Annotated in this window: 17 protein-coding genes; 12 read left to right on the forward strand and 5 right to left on the reverse strand. The window is 74.4% G+C overall.

Annotation, left to right across the window (positions count from 1 at the left end):
- Positions 1-205 precede the first annotated feature (205 nt).
- The 6 genes from JX575_RS08160 to JX575_RS08185 all read left to right on the forward strand — a co-directional run bounded on the left by JX575_RS08160 (position 206) and on the right by JX575_RS08185 (position 6,054).
- The gene (locus JX575_RS08160) at positions 206-1,453 is read left to right on the forward strand and encodes a histidine kinase (protein ID WP_186341950.1); all 1,248 of its coding nucleotides are present in this window, start codon (positions 206-208) and stop codon (positions 1,451-1,453) included.
- A complete protein-coding gene (locus JX575_RS08165; RefSeq protein WP_277395317.1) occupies positions 1,450-2,127 on the forward strand; it encodes a response regulator transcription factor in 678 nt (225 codons plus the stop codon). Before JX575_RS08160 ends, JX575_RS08165 begins: the two co-directional genes overlap by 4 nt.
- The gene (locus JX575_RS08170) at positions 2,105-2,749 is read left to right on the forward strand and encodes an ABC transporter ATP-binding protein (protein WP_206054559.1); all 645 of its coding nucleotides are present in this window, start codon (positions 2,105-2,107) and stop codon (positions 2,747-2,749) included. The genes JX575_RS08165 and JX575_RS08170 overlap by 23 nt, the downstream gene beginning before the upstream one ends.
- Positions 2,746-4,614, forward strand: coding sequence for an FtsX-like permease family protein (locus JX575_RS08175; protein ID WP_186341951.1), 1,869 nt, complete (start codon positions 2,746-2,748; stop codon positions 4,612-4,614). The genes JX575_RS08170 and JX575_RS08175 overlap by 4 nt, the downstream gene beginning before the upstream one ends.
- Positions 4,615-4,809: 195 nt before the next feature.
- Positions 4,810-5,133, forward strand: coding sequence for a hypothetical protein (locus JX575_RS08180; protein WP_186341952.1), 324 nt, complete (start codon positions 4,810-4,812; stop codon positions 5,131-5,133).
- Positions 5,134-5,277: 144 nt separating this feature from the next.
- Positions 5,278-6,054 carry an MBL fold metallo-hydrolase gene (locus JX575_RS08185; RefSeq protein ID WP_186341953.1) on the forward strand — a complete coding sequence of 259 codons (777 nt, stop codon included), beginning with the start codon at positions 5,278-5,280 and terminating at the stop codon, positions 6,052-6,054.
- Between the two features lie 194 nt (positions 6,055-6,248).
- On the opposite strand, the gene JX575_RS08190 is transcribed toward JX575_RS08185, so the two are convergent.
- From JX575_RS08190 to JX575_RS08205, 4 genes are all read right to left on the reverse strand, one after another.
- Complete coding sequence (locus JX575_RS08190) at positions 6,249-8,354, reverse strand: alkaline phosphatase family protein (protein WP_186341954.1); 2,106 nt, start codon at positions 8,352-8,354, stop codon at positions 6,249-6,251.
- A 136-nt stretch (positions 8,355-8,490) separates the two neighbouring features.
- Positions 8,491-9,795 (reverse strand): sigma-70 family RNA polymerase sigma factor, encoded by a 1,305-nt coding sequence (locus JX575_RS08195; RefSeq protein ID WP_241005387.1) that lies wholly within the window; start codon positions 9,793-9,795, stop codon positions 8,491-8,493.
- 25 nt (positions 9,796-9,820) lie between these two features.
- Positions 9,821-10,183 (reverse strand): YciI family protein, encoded by a 363-nt coding sequence (locus tag JX575_RS08200; RefSeq protein ID WP_241005388.1) that lies wholly within the window; start codon positions 10,181-10,183, stop codon positions 9,821-9,823.
- A 133-nt stretch (positions 10,184-10,316) separates the two neighbouring features.
- Entirely contained in the window at positions 10,317-11,072 is a 756-nt protein-coding gene (locus tag JX575_RS08205) for a DUF2071 domain-containing protein (protein WP_241005389.1), read from the reverse strand.
- 162 nt (positions 11,073-11,234) lie between these two features.
- Here JX575_RS08205 and JX575_RS08210 point away from each other — a divergent pair, with 162 nt between their 5' ends.
- Genes JX575_RS08210 through JX575_RS08220 form a run of 3 tightly spaced genes read left to right on the forward strand, consistent with a single transcriptional unit; the run spans position 11,235 to position 13,804 of the window.
- On the forward strand, positions 11,235-12,149 hold the full coding sequence (locus JX575_RS08210) for an ABC transporter ATP-binding protein (RefSeq protein ID WP_186342299.1): 915 nt from the start codon (positions 11,235-11,237) through the stop codon (positions 12,147-12,149).
- Between the two features lies 1 nt (position 12,150).
- Positions 12,151-13,002 (forward strand): ABC transporter permease, encoded by an 852-nt coding sequence (locus tag JX575_RS08215; protein ID WP_241005390.1) that lies wholly within the window; start codon positions 12,151-12,153, stop codon positions 13,000-13,002.
- A gap of 1 nt (position 13,003) precedes the next feature.
- Positions 13,004-13,804: an ABC transporter permease gene (locus tag JX575_RS08220; protein WP_186341956.1), complete on the forward strand. Its 801-nt coding sequence runs from the start codon at positions 13,004-13,006 to the stop codon at positions 13,802-13,804.
- 154 nt (positions 13,805-13,958) lie between these two features.
- Here the strand turns inward: JX575_RS08220 and JX575_RS08225 are convergent, their stop codons facing one another.
- Positions 13,959-14,447, reverse strand: a complete 489-nt coding sequence (locus tag JX575_RS08225; RefSeq protein ID WP_206054560.1) for a GNAT family N-acetyltransferase — start codon at positions 14,445-14,447, stop codon at positions 13,959-13,961.
- A 43-nt stretch (positions 14,448-14,490) separates the two neighbouring features.
- Here JX575_RS08225 and JX575_RS08230 point away from each other — a divergent pair, with 43 nt between their 5' ends.
- The 3 genes from JX575_RS08230 to JX575_RS08240 are packed head-to-tail and all read left to right on the forward strand — an operon-like array spanning position 14,491 to position 15,823.
- Positions 14,491-15,018 carry a DinB family protein gene (locus JX575_RS08230; RefSeq protein WP_186341958.1) on the forward strand — a complete coding sequence of 176 codons (528 nt, stop codon included), beginning with the start codon at positions 14,491-14,493 and terminating at the stop codon, positions 15,016-15,018.
- Positions 15,015-15,632 carry a class I SAM-dependent methyltransferase gene (locus JX575_RS08235; RefSeq protein WP_206054561.1) on the forward strand — a complete coding sequence of 206 codons (618 nt, stop codon included), beginning with the start codon at positions 15,015-15,017 and terminating at the stop codon, positions 15,630-15,632. Before JX575_RS08230 ends, JX575_RS08235 begins: the two co-directional genes overlap by 4 nt.
- On the forward strand, positions 15,629-15,823 hold the full coding sequence (locus JX575_RS08240; protein WP_186341959.1) for a DUF3046 domain-containing protein: 195 nt from the start codon (positions 15,629-15,631) through the stop codon (positions 15,821-15,823). The genes JX575_RS08235 and JX575_RS08240 overlap by 4 nt, the downstream gene beginning before the upstream one ends.
- The last annotated feature ends 6 nt before the right edge of the window (positions 15,824-15,829 follow it).

Raw genomic sequence — 15,829 nt, forward strand, 5'->3', positions numbered from 1 at the left:
CAGAACCGACGGAGTCCTGGGCCCATGGGGGCTCAGGACTCCGTTGTCTCCGGCGGCCGCCCGCCTCGTCCCGTTTCGGGGTAGTGAGGGACGGTCTGGTCGGAAATCGGCCCCCGGACCACCCGTTCCGTCCCTCACTACCCCGAAACGCACGGGGCGACGAGGGCGGGGCGAAGAGGGCGGCGTACTGGGTAGGCTCCCCGCTGTGGCAAGTCAGCTCCGTCCCGTGACGGTGGTCGGTGCGTGGGCTGTGGCGCTGGTCCTCCTCGCCGGTGTCGGGGTGGTGGGGGCCTCGTCGCCCCGCGCGCTGGACGGGCAGTCGGCACCGACGCTCGCCACTTTCGTCGTGGGGCTGGTGGCCATCACCGCCCAGGCCGCCGTGCTGCTCGGGGGCCTGGTCCAACGGCGTACGTCGGCGGCGGTGGCGCTCCTCGCGGTCTGCGCGATCGTGCCGCTGGCGGCAGCCGCGGGGCTGGGGGTGGCAACCGGCGTCACCACGGTGGCGGCGCTCGTCGCGGCGTACGCCGTGGTGCTCACGACCGCGTGGGGGCGGGCCGTGCCGGTGCTGGCGGGAGCGGGCATCCTGCTCGCCCTCGGGGAGGTCGTGCGCGCGAGCCGCGACGAGGGACTCACGACGGGATCGGTGGGTCTGGCGGTGGCTCAGGGCGTGGGAACGGTGGCGCTCGCCGCGGTGGTCGGGGCGGTCGTCGTCGCGCGCCGCGACGCCGTCGTGGCCCGCGCCGCGCAGGCCCGGGCCCAAGCGGGGGAGCAGGCCGCGCTCACCCAGGCCGCGGTCGCCCGGCAACGCACGGCGATGGCGCGCGAGCTGCACGACATCGCGGCGCACCACCTCTCGGGCATCGCGGTGATGACCGCCGCGCTCGACCGGCAGATCGACACCGACCCGGCCGGGGCCAAGGTGGCGGTGCGCCAGGTCCGGCAGCAGAGCACGGCGATGCTCAAGGACCTACGACAACTCGTGGCGCTGCTGCGCGACGACGACGGCGGCACCGGCGAGGGCGCGCGGGAGGTGGAGCCGGAGACCCTGGACGGCGTGGTGCGCCTGGTGCGCGACGCGCGCGCCGCCGGTCGCGACGTCGCCCTCACCGTGCTGGGCGCGGCGACGGACCGCCTCGCCGAGCTGGACGTCGGGCCGCTGGCCCAGCTGGCGGCGCACCGCACGGTGCAGGAGGCGCTGGCCAACGCGGCGCGCCACGCACCGGCCGCCGCGTGCGAGGTCGTCGTCGACGCCCGCGACCCGGCCGCGCTCGTCCTCACCGTCCGCAACGTCGCGCCCTCCTCGGCGCCGCTGCCCGGTGGTGGTGGGGGGTTCGGCATCCTCGGGATGCGCGAGCGGGCCGAGCTCACCGGGTCCGACCTCGTCACCGGCCCGACGCCCGACGGCGGCTTCGTGGTCACCCTGACCGTGCCGCGCGAGGAGGAGGACCGGTGAGCGACGCCGTGATCCGCGTGGTGGTCGCCGACGACCAGCCGCTCGTACGCGCGGGGCTGACGACCATGATCGGCGCCGAGCCCGACCTCGAGGTGGTGGCCGCCGTGGCCGACGGCCGGGCGGCCGTCGACGCCGCGCGGTCCCTCGCCGCCGACGTGGTCTGCATGGACATCCGGATGCCCGGGACCGACGGCATCACCGCGACGGCCGAGCTGTGCGGCCCGGACGTGGCCGACCCGATCCCGGTGCTGGTCATCACGACGTTCGACGTCGACGACTACCTGTTCGGTGCGCTCGAGGCGGGCGCCTCGGGGTTCCTGCTCAAGGACGCCGAGCCGGAGACCGTCGTCGACGCCGTCCGCGCGGTCGCCGGCGGGCACGGCACGCTCGACAACAGCCTCACCCGACGGGTCGTGGCCGAGATGGTCACCCGGCGACGCACCCAGCCGGTCGTCGCCGCCCGCGCCACCGACCTGCTGACCCCGCGCGAGCTCGACATCCTGCTGCTCCTGGCGCAGGGGATGTCGAACGACGAGGTCGCCCGCACGCTGGTGGTGGAGACCTCGACGGTGAAGTCGCACCTCGCCCGGATGCTGCCCAAGCTGGGCGTGAAGTCGCGGCTGCAGGCGGTCGTGTGGGCCTATCAGAACGGTGTGGTCGAGGTCGACGGCTGAGGCTTGCACCCAAAGGTGCAAGCCCGGAAGTTGCATCCTGCGCGGGCTCAACTGCGCCGCCGGGCTCGACCGCCCGACGAGCGGGAGCGTCGTCGTCGGCGGGCACGACATCAGCACCCTGTCGGACGACGCGCTGACCCGGTTCCGCCGCGAGCACGTCGGGTTCGTCTTCCAGTCCTACAACCTCGTCGGCCACCTGAGCGTGCGGGACAACCTCGAGCTGCCCCTCCTGCTCGCGGGCCGCCGGCCCGACCCGGCGTGGACCGACCACCTCCTCGCCCGCACCGACCTCGGGCGGCTGCTCGAGCGCCGGCCCGGCGAGCTCTCGGGAGGCCAGGCCAAGCGCGTGGCGATCGCCCGCGCCCTGATCACCCGCCCGACCGTCGTCTTCGCCGACGAGCCGACCGGAGCGCTGGACTCGGCGACCGGCGCGGCCGTGCTGGAGCTGCTGAGCAGCACGGCGCGCGACCTCGAGCAGACCGTCGTGGTCGTCACCCACGACAGCCGGGTGGCGGCGAGCGCCGAGCAGGTCCTCGTGCTGGCCGACGGCCTGGTCGTCGACGCGCTCGTCGCGCCGAGTGCCGAGCAGGTCAACGCCCGCGTGCTGGAGACGAGCCGATGAGCGCGCTGCGGCTGGCCGCCTCGGGCGCCCGCGCCGACCTGCCCGGCTCGATCGGGACCGGACTGGTCGTCGGGCTCGCGTCGGCCCTCGTGACCGTCACCGGAGTGCTCATCGAGTCGGGGCTGCGGCTGCCCGGCCCCGAGGGCGGCATGCTGGTCGCCCTCGGCACGTCGTTCGCCGGCACCGCGCTCGTCCTCGTCGTCCTCGTCGTCGCCGCCACGACGACCCTGGCGCTGCGCAGGCGCCGACACGAGTTCGCCCTGCTGCGCGTCGTCGGCGCCACCCGCGGCCAGGTGCGCCGCCAGGTGTCCACCGAGCTGCTGCTGCTCAGCGCGGTCGCCGCGCCGCTCGGCGCGGTCCCCGGGATGTTCCTCGCCCGCTGGCTGGACCAGGCGCTGCGGGACGCGGGACTCGTCGACGCCGGGTACACCTCGAGCCTCTCGCCGCTCCCCGTCCTCGCGGCCGTCCTCGTCGTCGTCCCGACCGCGCTGCTGGCCGGACGGCTCGCCGCACGCGAGACCCTGCGCACGGCGCCCACCACGGCCGTACGCGACAGCGCGGCGGACTCGCGCCGGGTCGGCCCGGTGCGCCGGGTCGCCGCGGTCGTGACCGCCGTCGGAGGGCTGTCCGCCGCGCTGACGCCGGCCGTGCTGCCCGGCGCCATGGGCGGCGCCCTCGCCGCCAGCTCGGCGTTCCTGCTGATCGGTGCCGCCGCGCTGGCCGGCCCGCTGCTGGTCGAGTGGACCTTCGGCCGCGCCGCGGCCGTGTCGGGCGGTCGCGGCAGCGCCAGCACCCGACTGGCCGTCGGCAACCTGCACGGATTCTCGCGCCGCCTCACCGCCGTGGTCGTCCCGCTGGCGCTCGTCGTGGCGGTCGGCACCACGCAGACCACGGTCGACCGAGCCCTTCAGGAGGCCGCGACCCGGCAGCTCGGGGACGCCATCGGCACCAGCATGGTGGCGACGTCCGACCGGGGCCTGGACGCCGACCGGCTCGCGCGCCTCGCCGGCGCCCCCGGCGTCACGGGCGTCGTCCCCCTCGCGGGCGCCCCGGCCGAGGTCCGCGTCGACGACGAAGGACCCGAGGCGCTCGCCTGGGAGGCGACCCGGCTGCTGGTCGTGCCGCCGGACGTCGAGCGCGCCGTGCTGGACCCCGGCGTCGTGAGCGGGGACCTCGCCGACCTGGCCGAGCCGGGCACCGTGGCCGTCAGCTCCGACAGCTCGTTCGAGACGAGCACCGGCGTGGGCGACACGCTCCGGGTCCGGTCGGACGGTCACGAGACGGACCTGCGCGTGGTGGCGGTGTACGACCGCGGGCTCGGGCTCGGACCCCACATCGTCGGTCCGGCCACGCCGGCCGGGCTCGGCGTGGACGCGACGACCGAGCTGGCGCTGGTGTCCGCGGACGCGGCCGTGCGCGTCGACGGTGTCGAGGTCGTGCCGACCGCACGCCACGTGGCCACGGCCGCCAGTGCCGACGCGGGCGCCCAGCGCCTCTCGACGCTCCTCACCCTGATGCTGCTCCTCTTCGTGGGGCTCGGCTCGCTCAACGCCCTGGTGCTGCTCACGGCCGGCCGCGGCGGGGAGTTCCGCCTGCTGCACCGCACCGGCGCGACGCCGCGGCAGCTGCTCGCGATGACCGGCGCCGAGTCGGTGCTCACCGGGCTGGCGGCGTGGGTCATCGGCACCGTGTCCGTCCTGCCCGCCGTGCTCGGCACGAGCGTCGGGCTCGTCGGCTGGGGAGTCCCCGTCGTCGACCTCCCGGCCTACCTCGCGCTGAGCGCGGGTGTCGTCGCCCTGGCCGTCGTCGCCACCCTCGTCACGGCCGGGCGGACCGTGGGCACCTCGACCCGTCCGGCGCGCTGAGGGCGCCGCACGGGTCGCGTCACCACGGCACGGTCCCGGCCTCGTCGCGCGATGACGCCGCTGGGCCCCGAAGTGGGGGCGTCGCGAGCCCGAGCGGGCCGCGGCGCCCTGCTCGGGCGTACGCCCCCGGCGGCCGTCGGGTCGGTGGCGGCGATTCCGTCCGCCCGTGCGTCTTGCTTCCCCTACGGTGCTGCCATGGGGGACACCACCACGCCACGAATCGCTGCCGAGCCGTACGCCGGCCACGCCTACGTGCTGCCCGCGAAGCGCCTCGCCAACGCGATCGGGACCGCCAAGATCCTGTTCATCGCAATGGCGGTCCTGGGCGCCGTCCTCAACCTCGGGTCGGACGCCGCGCCGGTGCTGGTCCTGTGGGCCTTCGTCGCCGTGGTGTCGATCTACGTCACGTTCGGTTGGCTGGAGGAGACGCTCCGACTGCTCGTCGGCATCGCCCACAACACGGCCGGGACCGCTGCACTCGACGCGGCAGGTGACCGTTCGGGCGACGTCGTCGACTGACCGGCCGCGGCTCGCGGGCGTGTGGCAGGTCGGGTCGCGCTGGTCGCCGAACGACGCGGGACGTCATGAGGATCCGCGGTTCGGACGGCTGAGCCCCATGACGTCGTACGGCGAGCCCGCCGGGCGAGGGCTAGTCTCGATGAGGTGCGCGCGTCCGGCGACCGGCTGAGGCTCACGTGGTTGGGCCACTCGACGGTGGTGATCGACCTCGCGGGCTGCCGACTGCTGACCGACCCCCTGCTGCGCACCCACAACAACGTGCTCCGCCGCAGGGCCGTGCCGCCGAGTCGCGAGCAGTGGGCGGACCCCGACGCGGTGCTGCTCTCCCACCTGCACCTCGACCACGCCGAGGTCCGGTCGCTGCGGATGGTGGCGGGAGTGCCCGTCCTGACCGGCAGCCGCAACGCGGCCTGGCTGCGAGGCAAGGGCCTGCTCGGCCAGGGCGCGGAGGACTGGACCGACGTCGGCCCCGTCCGGGTGCGGCTGGTGCCCGCCGTCCACCACGGCCGCCCGATGCCGCACCGTCCCAACGAGGCGCACGGGCACCTGGTGCGCTCGGACGCGACCACGCTGTGGGTGGCGGGGGACACCGCCTGGTACGACGGGATGGCCGACCTGCCCGCGCTGGCCGGCGCCGAGCGGGTGGACGTGGCGATCGTGCCGATCGGCGGGTGGGGCCCGCGGCTGTCGGCCAACCACATGGGACCGGCGCAGGCGGCGCGGGCGTGCGCCGCGACCGGGGCGCGCTACGCCCTGCCGGTGCACTGGGGCACCCTGCACGCCCCGCTGATGACGACCTTCGGCGACTGGTTCGAACGCCCCCTCGCCGCCTTCGAGGCCGAGGTCGCGGCCACGGCGCCGGACTGCCGGGTGATCACCGTCGAGCACGGGGAGACCTGGTCCCCCGCGGGCGACACCTGACCCGGGCGTACGTCTCGCTCGTCGGGTCGGGTCCGGGGCGGGTCGGGCGCTGCCGGAGCCGGGCGCTGCCGGAGCCGGGCGCTGTCGGAGCCGGGCGCTGCCGGAGCCGGGCGCTGTCGGAGCCGGGCGCTGTCGGAGTCCCCGCTCGAGCGGGGACTCCGACACTTGGAGGCCGTTGCAACCCCCTCCAAGTGTCAGACTTCCCCGCCAAGTCGGCCTTCGCCGCCGGGTACGGCGGGGTGCGGCGGCCCGGACTCGAGGCGCTGGCCGGACTGCCGGAGGAACCCCAGCAGGACCTGGTGGAGCTGCTCGGCGCCCTCGACGCGCTCCGGCACGGAGCCGGCGAGGTCCTGCGGCGCGAGCAGGACCGCACTGTCCTGCCATCCGCCCAGGCCGCCGTGCGCACCGACCAGCTCCTCGAACGCCGCGATGTCGAGGGTGTGGTCGTCCACCGAGCTGTTGACGTAGAGGTCGGGGGCCCGCGGGTCGAGCACCGCCCGCAGCAGCACCCGCCGGGCGTGCTCGCCGAACCGGGCCAACGGGTCGGTGCCGGTGACGGCGCCCGAGGCCAGGTCGACCCGGCCGCCGTCGCCGTGGGCCCAGGGGACCCCGTGGTCGTCGATCCCGGCGATGAACCCCACGCCCGGGTGCTTGCTCAGTCCGGGGAGCAGGCGCGGCCAGCGAGCCGTGAGCGCGTCCAGGCTCTGACGGGTCGGGCCCGGCACGTAGAACAGTCCCAGGTTGCCCGAGCCCAGGACCACGGGCCGGGTGGTCGGGCGGTCCGGAGCACGGCTGCCGTCGCGGTCCTCGCCCTCCCTCTCGACCCGGCGTCGGGCCGGAGCCGTGAGCCGGCCCGCGACGCCCTCCTCACCGATGTCCTGCACCAGCGCGTGGGCCCTGCCCCAGCCCTCGTCGGTCTCCTCGAAGTCGTGGACGTCCTCGCCCATCAGCCGGGTGCAGAGGGTCGGCAGGTCCACGCCGTGGCGGTCGGCGAACGGCTGGCCCTGGGCCTGGCCGTGGTCGGAGACGACGACCAGGCGGTAGCGGCGGGCGGCGTGCGCGGCGAGCAGCTCCAGGTTGCCGAGCACCCGGTCGAGGCCCTCGAGGGCGTCCAGGGACTCGTGCCGGAAGAGACCGGCGTGGTGCGCGACCTCGTCGTAGTCGACGTAGTCGACGTAGATCACCTTGCGCCCCGCCTGCATCTCCTCGGCGATCAGCGCGGTGTTGAGGTCGCGCAGCAGGCCGTTGGTGACGGACCGGAGCAGCGCGAAGGTCCAGCTCCTGGGGACGCGGGGCACCAGGTCGTGCCGCACCTGGGCGCGCGCCTGCCAGCGCTCCTTCGCCACCTGGCCGAGCGTGCGGGTGAGGCTCCGGGAGAAGCCCGTGGGGGTGAGCATGAACCACGCCAACGCCCTCCTGGTCTGGGCCGAGCCGACCCGGGGGCTGGCCCGGCTCATCGTCAGCAGCGCGTTGTCCGCGTCGCCGGAGAAGAGGTTGGAGATCGAGACGCCGTCCTCGCAGAGCAGGCCGCGGCCGTCGCTCGCGCGCTCCTCGATGATGCGCGCGTCGCCGGGGTGGTTGGCGACCAGGACGCGGCCGAGCTCGCGGTCGTACCACCGGAAGCCCGGGATGCCGGCGACGGTGCCGTGCAGCAGGCCGAGCTGGCTGGCCGGGGTGGTGCACGGCAGCTGGGGGGTCCACTCGCGGAGCTGGTAGGCGCCCGTGGTCACCCACCGGCGGATCGTCGGCACCCCGCCGGCCTGGACGGCCCAGCGCAGCACCGGGAACGGCACCCCGTCGAGCTGGACGACGACCAGGCCGTCGACCTCCGGGTCGGTCGGCCGCACCGGCCGGCCCCGACGGGCGAGGGCGGTGGTGAGCGACTCGTCGGTGCCGGCGGTCAGGACGTAGGCCGCGATCGTCGCGCCGGCGGCGGACACCCAGCTCGCCCAGAAGGCGGCCGGCCAGGTCGCGGTGATCCCCGGGACGAGGAGGATCGCGACGTGCAGCACCACCCCCTGGGCGCAGAAGGCCAGCGGGAGCACCGTCAGCCAGCCGAGGCGGACGCCGACCTCCACCAGCAGCGGACGCACCAGCGAGCCGACGACACCGCTGACCGCCGCGACCGCCGCCAGGCTCCCGAGTGAGGAGGCCTCGAGGTCGGGGAGCAGCGCGTCAGCCAGCCACAGGAGGAGGGTGGAGACCAGCCAGGTGGCCAGCAGCCGCGCGAGGTCGGCGAGGACGAACCGGCCTCGGCCTCGTCGGCGCGCGCGTCGGGAGACCGGTGCGTCGCTCGTCATGGCGCCTCCCACCCGGATCGTCCGAACGCCCGATCGTCCGAACGCCCGATCGTCCGAACGCCCGATCGTCCGAACGCCGGGTCGTCCCATCATGTCCCGGTGGGCGCTCCAGCGGAACGCCCTCGCCGGGCCGGGGTCACTCGGCGGAGCGTGCCTCGTTGCCCGCGGCCCGCCGCAGCAGCACCCGGCGCTCACCCTCGTTGCGGGTCAGCGAGGCCGCCCGGGTGAACGCCACGGCCGCCTCGGCGTGCCGCCCGGCCAGCTCGAGCAGGTCGCCCCGCACGCTCGGCAGGAGCGGTGAGGCGCCCAGCGCCGACGGGTCGACGGCGGCCAGCACCGCCAGCCCGGCCGCGGGGCCGTGGGCCCGTCCGTGGGCGACGGCCCGGTTGACCTCGACGACCGGTCCGGGCACCGCCTGTGCCAGGACGTCGTACAACGCCGCGATCCTGGTCCAGTCGGTGTCCTCGGCCCGCGCGGCGCTCGCGTGCTCGGCGGCGATGGAGGCCTGCAGGAAGTAGCGGCCGACCGGCGCGCCGCCGGCGGCCAGGCGGGAGGCGGCGCGCAGGGCGGCGAGCCCGCGCCGCACCATCAGCTGGTCCCACTGCGTGCGGTCCTGGTCGTCGAGCAGCACGGGCGTGCCGTCGGGGGAGAGGCGGGCGGCCGTGCGCGACCCCTGCAGCTCCAGCAGCGCCTGGAGGCCAAGCACCTCGGGCTCGTCGGGGGCGAGGTCGGCGAGCATCCGGGCCAGCCGGGTGGCCTCGGCCGCCAGGTCGGGGCGCATCCAGTCGCTGCCGGCGGTGGCGGTGTAGCCCTCGTTGAAGATCAGGTAGACCACGGCCATCACGTCGTCGAGTCGCGCCGTCCGCTCGGCGCCGGTGGGCAGCTCGAGCTCGGCGCCGGCCTCGGCGAGCGTCCGCTTGGCGCGCGAGATCCGCTGGCCCAGCGTCGACTCGCTGGTGAGGAAGCCGCGGGCGATCTCGGCCGTGGTGAGCCCGCCCACCAGGCGCAGGGTGAGGGCGGCACGCGACTCGGGCGTCAACGAGGGGTGGCAGGAGAGGAAGACCAGCCGCAGCACGTCGTCCTCGATGTGGTCGACCTGGTCGTCGAGGTCGGGCACCTGTGCCTCCTCCCCGCCCCGCGCGTGCTCGAGCTCGGCGACCTTGCGCCGCAGCGTGTCGGCACGCCGGAAGTGGTCGACGCCGCGGCGCTTCGCCGTCGTCATCAGCCACGCCGACGGGTTGTCCGGGACGCCGGACACCGGCCACTGCTCCAGCGCGGCCACGAGCGCGTCCTGCGCGAGGTCCTCGGCGAGGTCGACGTCGCGCGTCATCCGGGTGAGGGCGCCGACGAGGCGGGCCGACTCGGCCCGCCACGTGGCGATCACGACCCCGTCGGGCCCCGGGGGCCCCGAGGGGTCGTCGTACGTCGTCCCTGCCGGCACGCGGCCAGCGTAGTGCGGTCCCGACTCAGTCGCCGGGGGCCTCAGGGCCCTCCGACACCTGGCGCAGCGTGGCCACGACGGTGGCGTCCGGCCAGTGCTTGGCGTGCAGCTCGGCGAAGAGGCGCTGGTCGGCGACGGCCTCCTCGAGGCTGGCGTACTCCATCAGCGACCAGCCGCCGACGACCTCCTTGCCCTCGGCGTAGGGCCCGTCGACGCGGGTCACCTCGCCCGAGCGGACGACGAAGTTGACGGCGTCCTCCGTGCCGTAGAGCCCGCCCCCGTCGAGGAACGAGCCGTTGGCGGCCCGCTCGCCGATGAAGACGTCCATCGCGTCGAACAACGACTGCGGCGGCATGTCGATGTTCTCCTCCATCCTGACGAATCCCATGAAACGCGGCATCGTGATCGCTCCTCCTGTGTGCGGGTCGGTGTGTTCTCGCACGTACGTCGAACGGGCGCGACGCGCTTCGACATCGGTGTCCCACATCTTTCCGCCGGCCCGCCCGGCCTGCCAAGAGGCGTCAGCGCGGACGCGGGCGGGCCGCGTCGCCCGGTAGCGCGAAGTCCGCGTGCACGCCGGGACTGAAGGCCACGTGGTCGGGCGGGCGCGAGGCGAGGCCCGGGAGCCCCAGCGACGCCATCAGCTCGTCGTCGAGAGCGAGCACCTCGGCGTCGTGCAGCGGCCACGGCTCGTGCCGGTTGGGGACGTGGAGGGTGCGTCCCCACCACCGCGTGTGGAGTCCCCACCTGGCGGTGAGGAAGTGGTCGAGGTCGGTGGGCGCGCGCTGCGCTCCGGCACGTACGACGACGTGGCTGGCCGGCCGCGCACCGGCCCCGCGCAGGCGCGCGTCGTAGGTGTGCACGTCGCCGTCGCGGTGGTGGCGCATCCGCGCCCAGCGGTAGGGCAGGCCCAGGGCGGAGCGGGCCCCGAGCACCACCGCGGCCCGCTCGGCGGCGAGGGCGAGGAAGACGACGCCGCGCCGCCCGGTGCGGTCGACGGAGTAGAGGCGCACGTTGGTCTCCAGGAAGGTGCCCAGCCACGGGACCGCCGGACCCCGCCCCGCCCCGGCGTCGACCAGGCGGAACGGGACGAGCCCGACGTAGGTCCGCCCCCGGAACGTGTCGGGCCGGACCCCGGGCGGCATCCGGCGGGCCACGTCGGCGGGGTCGAGCGCCCAGTGGAGGAAGGTGAGGTCGCGCCACTGCTGGCTCATCATCACGGTGCCCGCCAGGGCCGGAGCCTCCGGCGACACGGGCTCGACGCATGCCTCGTCCACGGCCCCACCCTAGGTCCGGCCGGAGCGCACCGTGCGGCGTTCGGCGCACCCCGACGCGGCCGCGGCAGGCGTCGAGCAGCGGGCCCGGAGGCGCGACCTGTGGGTGACGGGTTGGTCGGGCGGGCCCGTGCTGTTCTAGGGTCGACCCCTGTGACAGAAGCGATGATCTCGGCGCGGGGACTGCGCAAGTCCTTCGGTGACTTCGAAGCCGTCAAGGGCATCGACGTGGAGGTGCGCCGGGGCGAGGCGTTCGGCTTCCTCGGCCCCAACGGCGCGGGCAAGTCGAGCACGATGCGGATGATCGCCTCGGTCAGCCCGGTGAGCGGCGGCGAGCTGCGGATCCTCGGCATGGACCCCGCCACCGACGGCCCGGCCATCCGCGGGCGGCTCGGCGTCTGCCCGCAGGAGGACACGCTCGACAACGAGCTCAACGTCTTCGACAACCTCTACATCTACGGCCGCTACTTCGGCATCGACCGGGCCACCTGCCGCGAGCGGGCCAACGAGCTGCTCGAGTTCGCGCAGATCACCGACAAGGCCAAGGCGAAGGTCGAGAACCTCTCGGGCGGCATGAAGCGCCGGCTCACCATCGCCCGCAGCCTCATCAACCGGCCCGACCTGCTGCTGCTCGACGAGCCGACCACCGGTCTCGACCCGCAGGCGCGTCACGTCCTGTGGGACCAGCTCTTCCGGCTCAAGCAGGCCGGCGTCACCCTCGTCATCACCACCCACTACATGGACGAGGCAGAGCAGCTGTGTGACCGCCTGGTCGTGATGGACAAGGGGCGCATCGCGGCCGAGGGGTCGCCGCGCGAGCTCATCGACGCCCACTCGACCCGCGAGGTGGCCGAGCTCCGCTTCGGGGTCGGCGAGCACGAGGCCCTCGCGGAGAAGATCGAGGACCTCGGCGAGCGCGTCGAGGTGCTGCCCGACCGGCTGCTCGTCTACAGCGACCACGGCGAGGACGTCGTCGCGGCCGTCATCGACCGCGGCCTGCACCCCATCGCGACGCTGGTGCGCCGCTCCACCCTGGAGGACGTCTTCCTGCGCCTCACCGGCCGGAGCCTGGCGGACTGACGTGACGACACCGCACACGGCCCCCGACGGCGCCGCCGTGACCACCGCCCGACCGGCGCCGACGGGCGCCCTGTCGGCGTGGGAGGGCATGGCCCGCCAGTACGACTACTGGCTCACCGTCCTCAAGCGCACCTGGCGCGGGGGAGTGGTGAGCAGCTTCCTCACGCCGCTGCTCTACGTCGTCGCGATGGGCGTGCTGCTCGGTGGCTTCATCGAGGCCGACCCCGACCGGCTCGACGGCGCGACGTCCTACCTCGCCTTCGTCGTCCCCGGCCTCGTCGCCTCGCACGCCATGACGATCGCGGTCAACGAGTCGACGTACCCCGTCATGGGGGCCATCAAGTGGCACAAGACCTTCTACGCCCAGCTGGCCACGCCGCTCGCCGTGCGCGACCTGGTCAACGCCTTCGTCGCGTTCGTGGTGTTCCGGGTCGCCTCGGCCTGCGCGGTCTTCATGCTGGTCCTCGCGCCGTTCGGCGTCTTCACCACGTGGTGGGGGCCGATCCTGGCGTGGGTGTCGCAGGTGCTGGTCGGCTGCGCCTTCGCCACCCTGGTCTTCGCCTACAGCGCGCGGCTGCGGTCGGAGGAGGGGTTCGGCCTGCTGTTCCGCCTCGGCGTGATCCCGCTGACGCTGTTCTCCGGGGCGTTCTTCCCGATCAGCAACCTCGGCCCGGTGCTCGAGTGGCTCGCCCGGCTGACCCCGCTGTGGCACGGCGTCTCGCTGTCGCGGATGTTCTGCGTGGGCCAGGTCGACTGGTCGCTCGTCGCCGTGCACGTCGTGGTCCTGGTCTCGCTCACCGTCGTCGGCTGGTTCCTCGCCGTGCGCCACCTCGACCGTCGGCTGGAGGTCTGATATGGCACTCGTCGACCCGATCCCCGCCCCGCTCACCCCCGCAGCCGCCACCAAGGTGCTGGTGCTGCGCAACTACGTCGTCTACAAGGACGCGTGGAAGCTCTTCATCACCGGCTTCCTCGAGCCCGTCTTCTACCTCTTCTCCATCGGCATCGGCGTCGGCAAGCTCATCGACACCTTCGAGTTCCACGGCGAGGCGATCCCCTACGCCGAGTTCGTCGCACCCGCCATGCTCGCCACGTCGGCGTTCAACGGCGCGCTGCTGGACTCGACCTACAACGTGTTCTTCAAGCTGCGCTACGAGAAGCTCTACGACCAGATGCTCGCCACGCCGCTCTCCACCGGCGACATCGCGCGCGGCGAGATCACGTGGGGCCTGATGCGCGGCTCGGTCTACTCCGCCGCGTTCCTCGTCGTGATGGCGCTGATGGGCCTGACCGACACCTGGTGGGCCGTCCTCGCCCTGCCGGCCGCGATCCTGATCGCGTTCGCGTTCTCGGCCGTGTGCATGGCCCTGACGACGTGGATGACGTCATGGCAGGACTTCGACAAGATCCAGCTCGCGCAGATGCCGCTGTTCCTCTTCTCGGCGACGTTCTTCCCCATCGAGGCGTTCGGCGACGGTGTGCTCCGCTGGGTCGTGGAGGCCACCCCGCTCTACCGCGGCGTCGTGCTGTGCCGCGAGCTGACCACGGGCGTGGTGACCTGGGAGTCGGCCGTCTCCGTGGTCTACCTCGTCGCGATGGGCATCGTCGGGCTGCTCGTCGTGCGCCGCCGGCTCGACAAGCTGCTGCTGACCTGAGGCGCTCCGGCGGGCTGGGTTCGGACGATGGACGCCTACGCTCGCGGTGACGTGATGGTCGTCGAGGAGCTCCCGATGACGGTGACCGGCAAGGTGCGCAAGGTCGAGATGCGCGAGGTGTCCGCCCAGCGCCTCGGCCTGGGCTGACCGCTGGTCAGCCCACCACCCTCTGCATCCACGCCACGTCGATCCAGCGGTCGTGCTTGCGGCCCACCTCGCGCATCACGCCCACCTCCTCGAAGCCGCACGCGCGGTGCAGCGCGAGGCTCGCGTCGTTCGGCAGGGCGACGGCGGCGACGACGAGGTGCACGCCGTCGTCGGTGAGCCGCGCCAGCAGGGCGTCGTACAGCCGCCGGCCCACGCCGCGGCCCTGGTGCCCGGGCGCGACGTAGACCGTGGTCTCGCGGGTGTGGGAGTAGGCCGGCTTGGGCCGGAACGGCGACGAGGTGGCGTAGCCGGCGACGGCGCCCTCGTGCTCGGCGACCAGGAAGTGGTCGCGCGGCCCGGAGGCGGCCAGCCGCTCCTCCCACAGCTCCATCGGCCGGGGCTCGAGGTCGAAGGTGGCATGGCCCTCGCGCGCCTCGCGGGCGTAGATCGCCGCGACGGCGGGAAGGTCGGCGGGAAGTGCGCGACGGATGTCCATTCCGGCCATTGTCCCCCGTCCGGCGGCTGGTTGGATGGCACGCATGAGCATCTCGCCCGACACCAAGGACTGGACCTGGGTCCTGGAGCGGTCGTGCCCGGAGTGCGGGTTCGACCCGGCAGCGCAGGGGCTGGCCGACCTCCCCGACCTGGTGCGCGCGAGCGCCGCGGAGTGGGCCCGGGCGCTCGCCCGCGGCGACGCGCGCCGGCGGCCCGCGCCCGACGTGTGGTCGCCGCTGGAGTACGGCTGCCACGTCCGTGACGTGCACGTGCTCTTCGGCGAGCGGCTGCGGCTGATGCTGACCGAGGACGAGCCGACCTTCGCCAACTGGGACCAGGACACCACCGCCGTCGAGAGCGACTACGCCGGGCAGGACCCGGCCGTCGTGTCCGCCGAGCTGGTGCGCGCGGCGGGAGACGTGGCCGACCTCTACGCCGGTGTGACGGGCGCGGCCGCGGACCGCCCCGGGCTGCGCTCCAACGGCGACCGCTTCACCGTCGCCTCCCTCGGCACCTACCACCTGCACGACGTCGTGCACCACCTGCACGACGTGGGGGCCGGGCTCGGGTGAACGAGACGGTCCGGGCCTACGACCTCGACGCCGCGGCGTACGCCGACGCGTCACCGGTCATGCCGGCCTCGGTCCGTGCCGACATCGAGGACTTCGTCGACCGGCTGGCTCCGGGCGCCCGGGTGCTGGAGATCGGGTCCGGCGGGGGTCGCGACGCCCGGCTGATCGAGGAGCTCGGCCTGCGGGTGCGGCGTACGGACGTCTCGCAGGGCTTCGTCGACCTCCTGCGCCAGCGGGGGTGGCAGGCCGATCTCCTCGACCCGCTCGTCGACGACCTCACCTCGCCGGAGGGCCCGTACGACGCCGTGTGGGCCAACGCCTCGCTGCTCCACGTCGCCCGGGCGGACCTGCCGACGGTGCTCGGGCGCCTCGCCGAGGTCACCCGGCCCGGCGGGCTGCTGCGGATCTCCCTCAAGGAGGGTGACGGCGAGGGGTGGTCGACGCACGGGTCGATCCGCCACCGGCGCCACTTCACCTACTGGCGTGCCGACGCCCTGCACGCCGTCGTCCTCGGTGCCGGCTGGGCCGAGGTCGAGGTGCGCGGCGAGATCTCGGGCAAGCGGTCGGAGTCGTGGCTCGAGGTGTCGGCGGTCCGTGATGGGGTGTCCCCATGAGGCACACGGAGCTCTGGGCGCGGCTCGACCAGGTCCTCGGGCGTGACTACTCGCGCACCTGGGCCGAGCTGACCGTCGTGCGCGAGCTCGACGGGCGCACGACGCGCGAGGCGCTCGACGCCGGCATCCCTCCCAAGCAGGTCTGGTCCGCGGTGCGCCGCCACCTCGAGCTCCCGGACAGCGAGCGGTGACCACCC

Origin of the sequence: Nocardioides sp. zg-1228, from assembly GCF_017086465.1 — a bacterium.
GTDB lineage: Bacteria > Actinomycetota > Actinomycetes > Propionibacteriales > Nocardioidaceae > Nocardioides.

Excerpts from the sequence above, each read along its gene's own strand:
- JX575_RS08230 (WP_186341958.1), top strand. The coding sequence starts at position 14,491 with ATGAGCATCTCGCCCGACACCAAGGACTGGACCTGGGTCCTGGAGCGG.
- JX575_RS08175 (WP_186341951.1), top strand. The coding sequence starts at position 2,746 with ATGAGCGCGCTGCGGCTGGCCGCCTCGGGCGCCCGCGCCGACCTGCCC.
- JX575_RS08210 (WP_186342299.1), top strand. The coding sequence starts at position 11,235 with ATGATCTCGGCGCGGGGACTGCGCAAGTCCTTCGGTGACTTCGAAGCC.
- JX575_RS08190 (WP_186341954.1), bottom strand. The coding sequence starts at position 8,354 with ATGACGAGCGACGCACCGGTCTCCCGACGCGCGCGCCGACGAGGCCGA.
- JX575_RS08225 (WP_206054560.1), bottom strand. The coding sequence starts at position 14,447 with ATGGACATCCGTCGCGCACTTCCCGCCGACCTTCCCGCCGTCGCGGCG.
- JX575_RS08200 (WP_241005388.1), bottom strand. The coding sequence starts at position 10,183 with ATGGGATTCGTCAGGATGGAGGAGAACATCGACATGCCGCCGCAGTCG.
- JX575_RS08220 (WP_186341956.1), top strand. The coding sequence starts at position 13,004 with ATGGCACTCGTCGACCCGATCCCCGCCCCGCTCACCCCCGCAGCCGCC.
- JX575_RS08180 (WP_186341952.1), top strand. The coding sequence starts at position 4,810 with ATGGGGGACACCACCACGCCACGAATCGCTGCCGAGCCGTACGCCGGC.
- JX575_RS08240 (WP_186341959.1), top strand. The coding sequence starts at position 15,629 with ATGAGGCACACGGAGCTCTGGGCGCGGCTCGACCAGGTCCTCGGGCGT.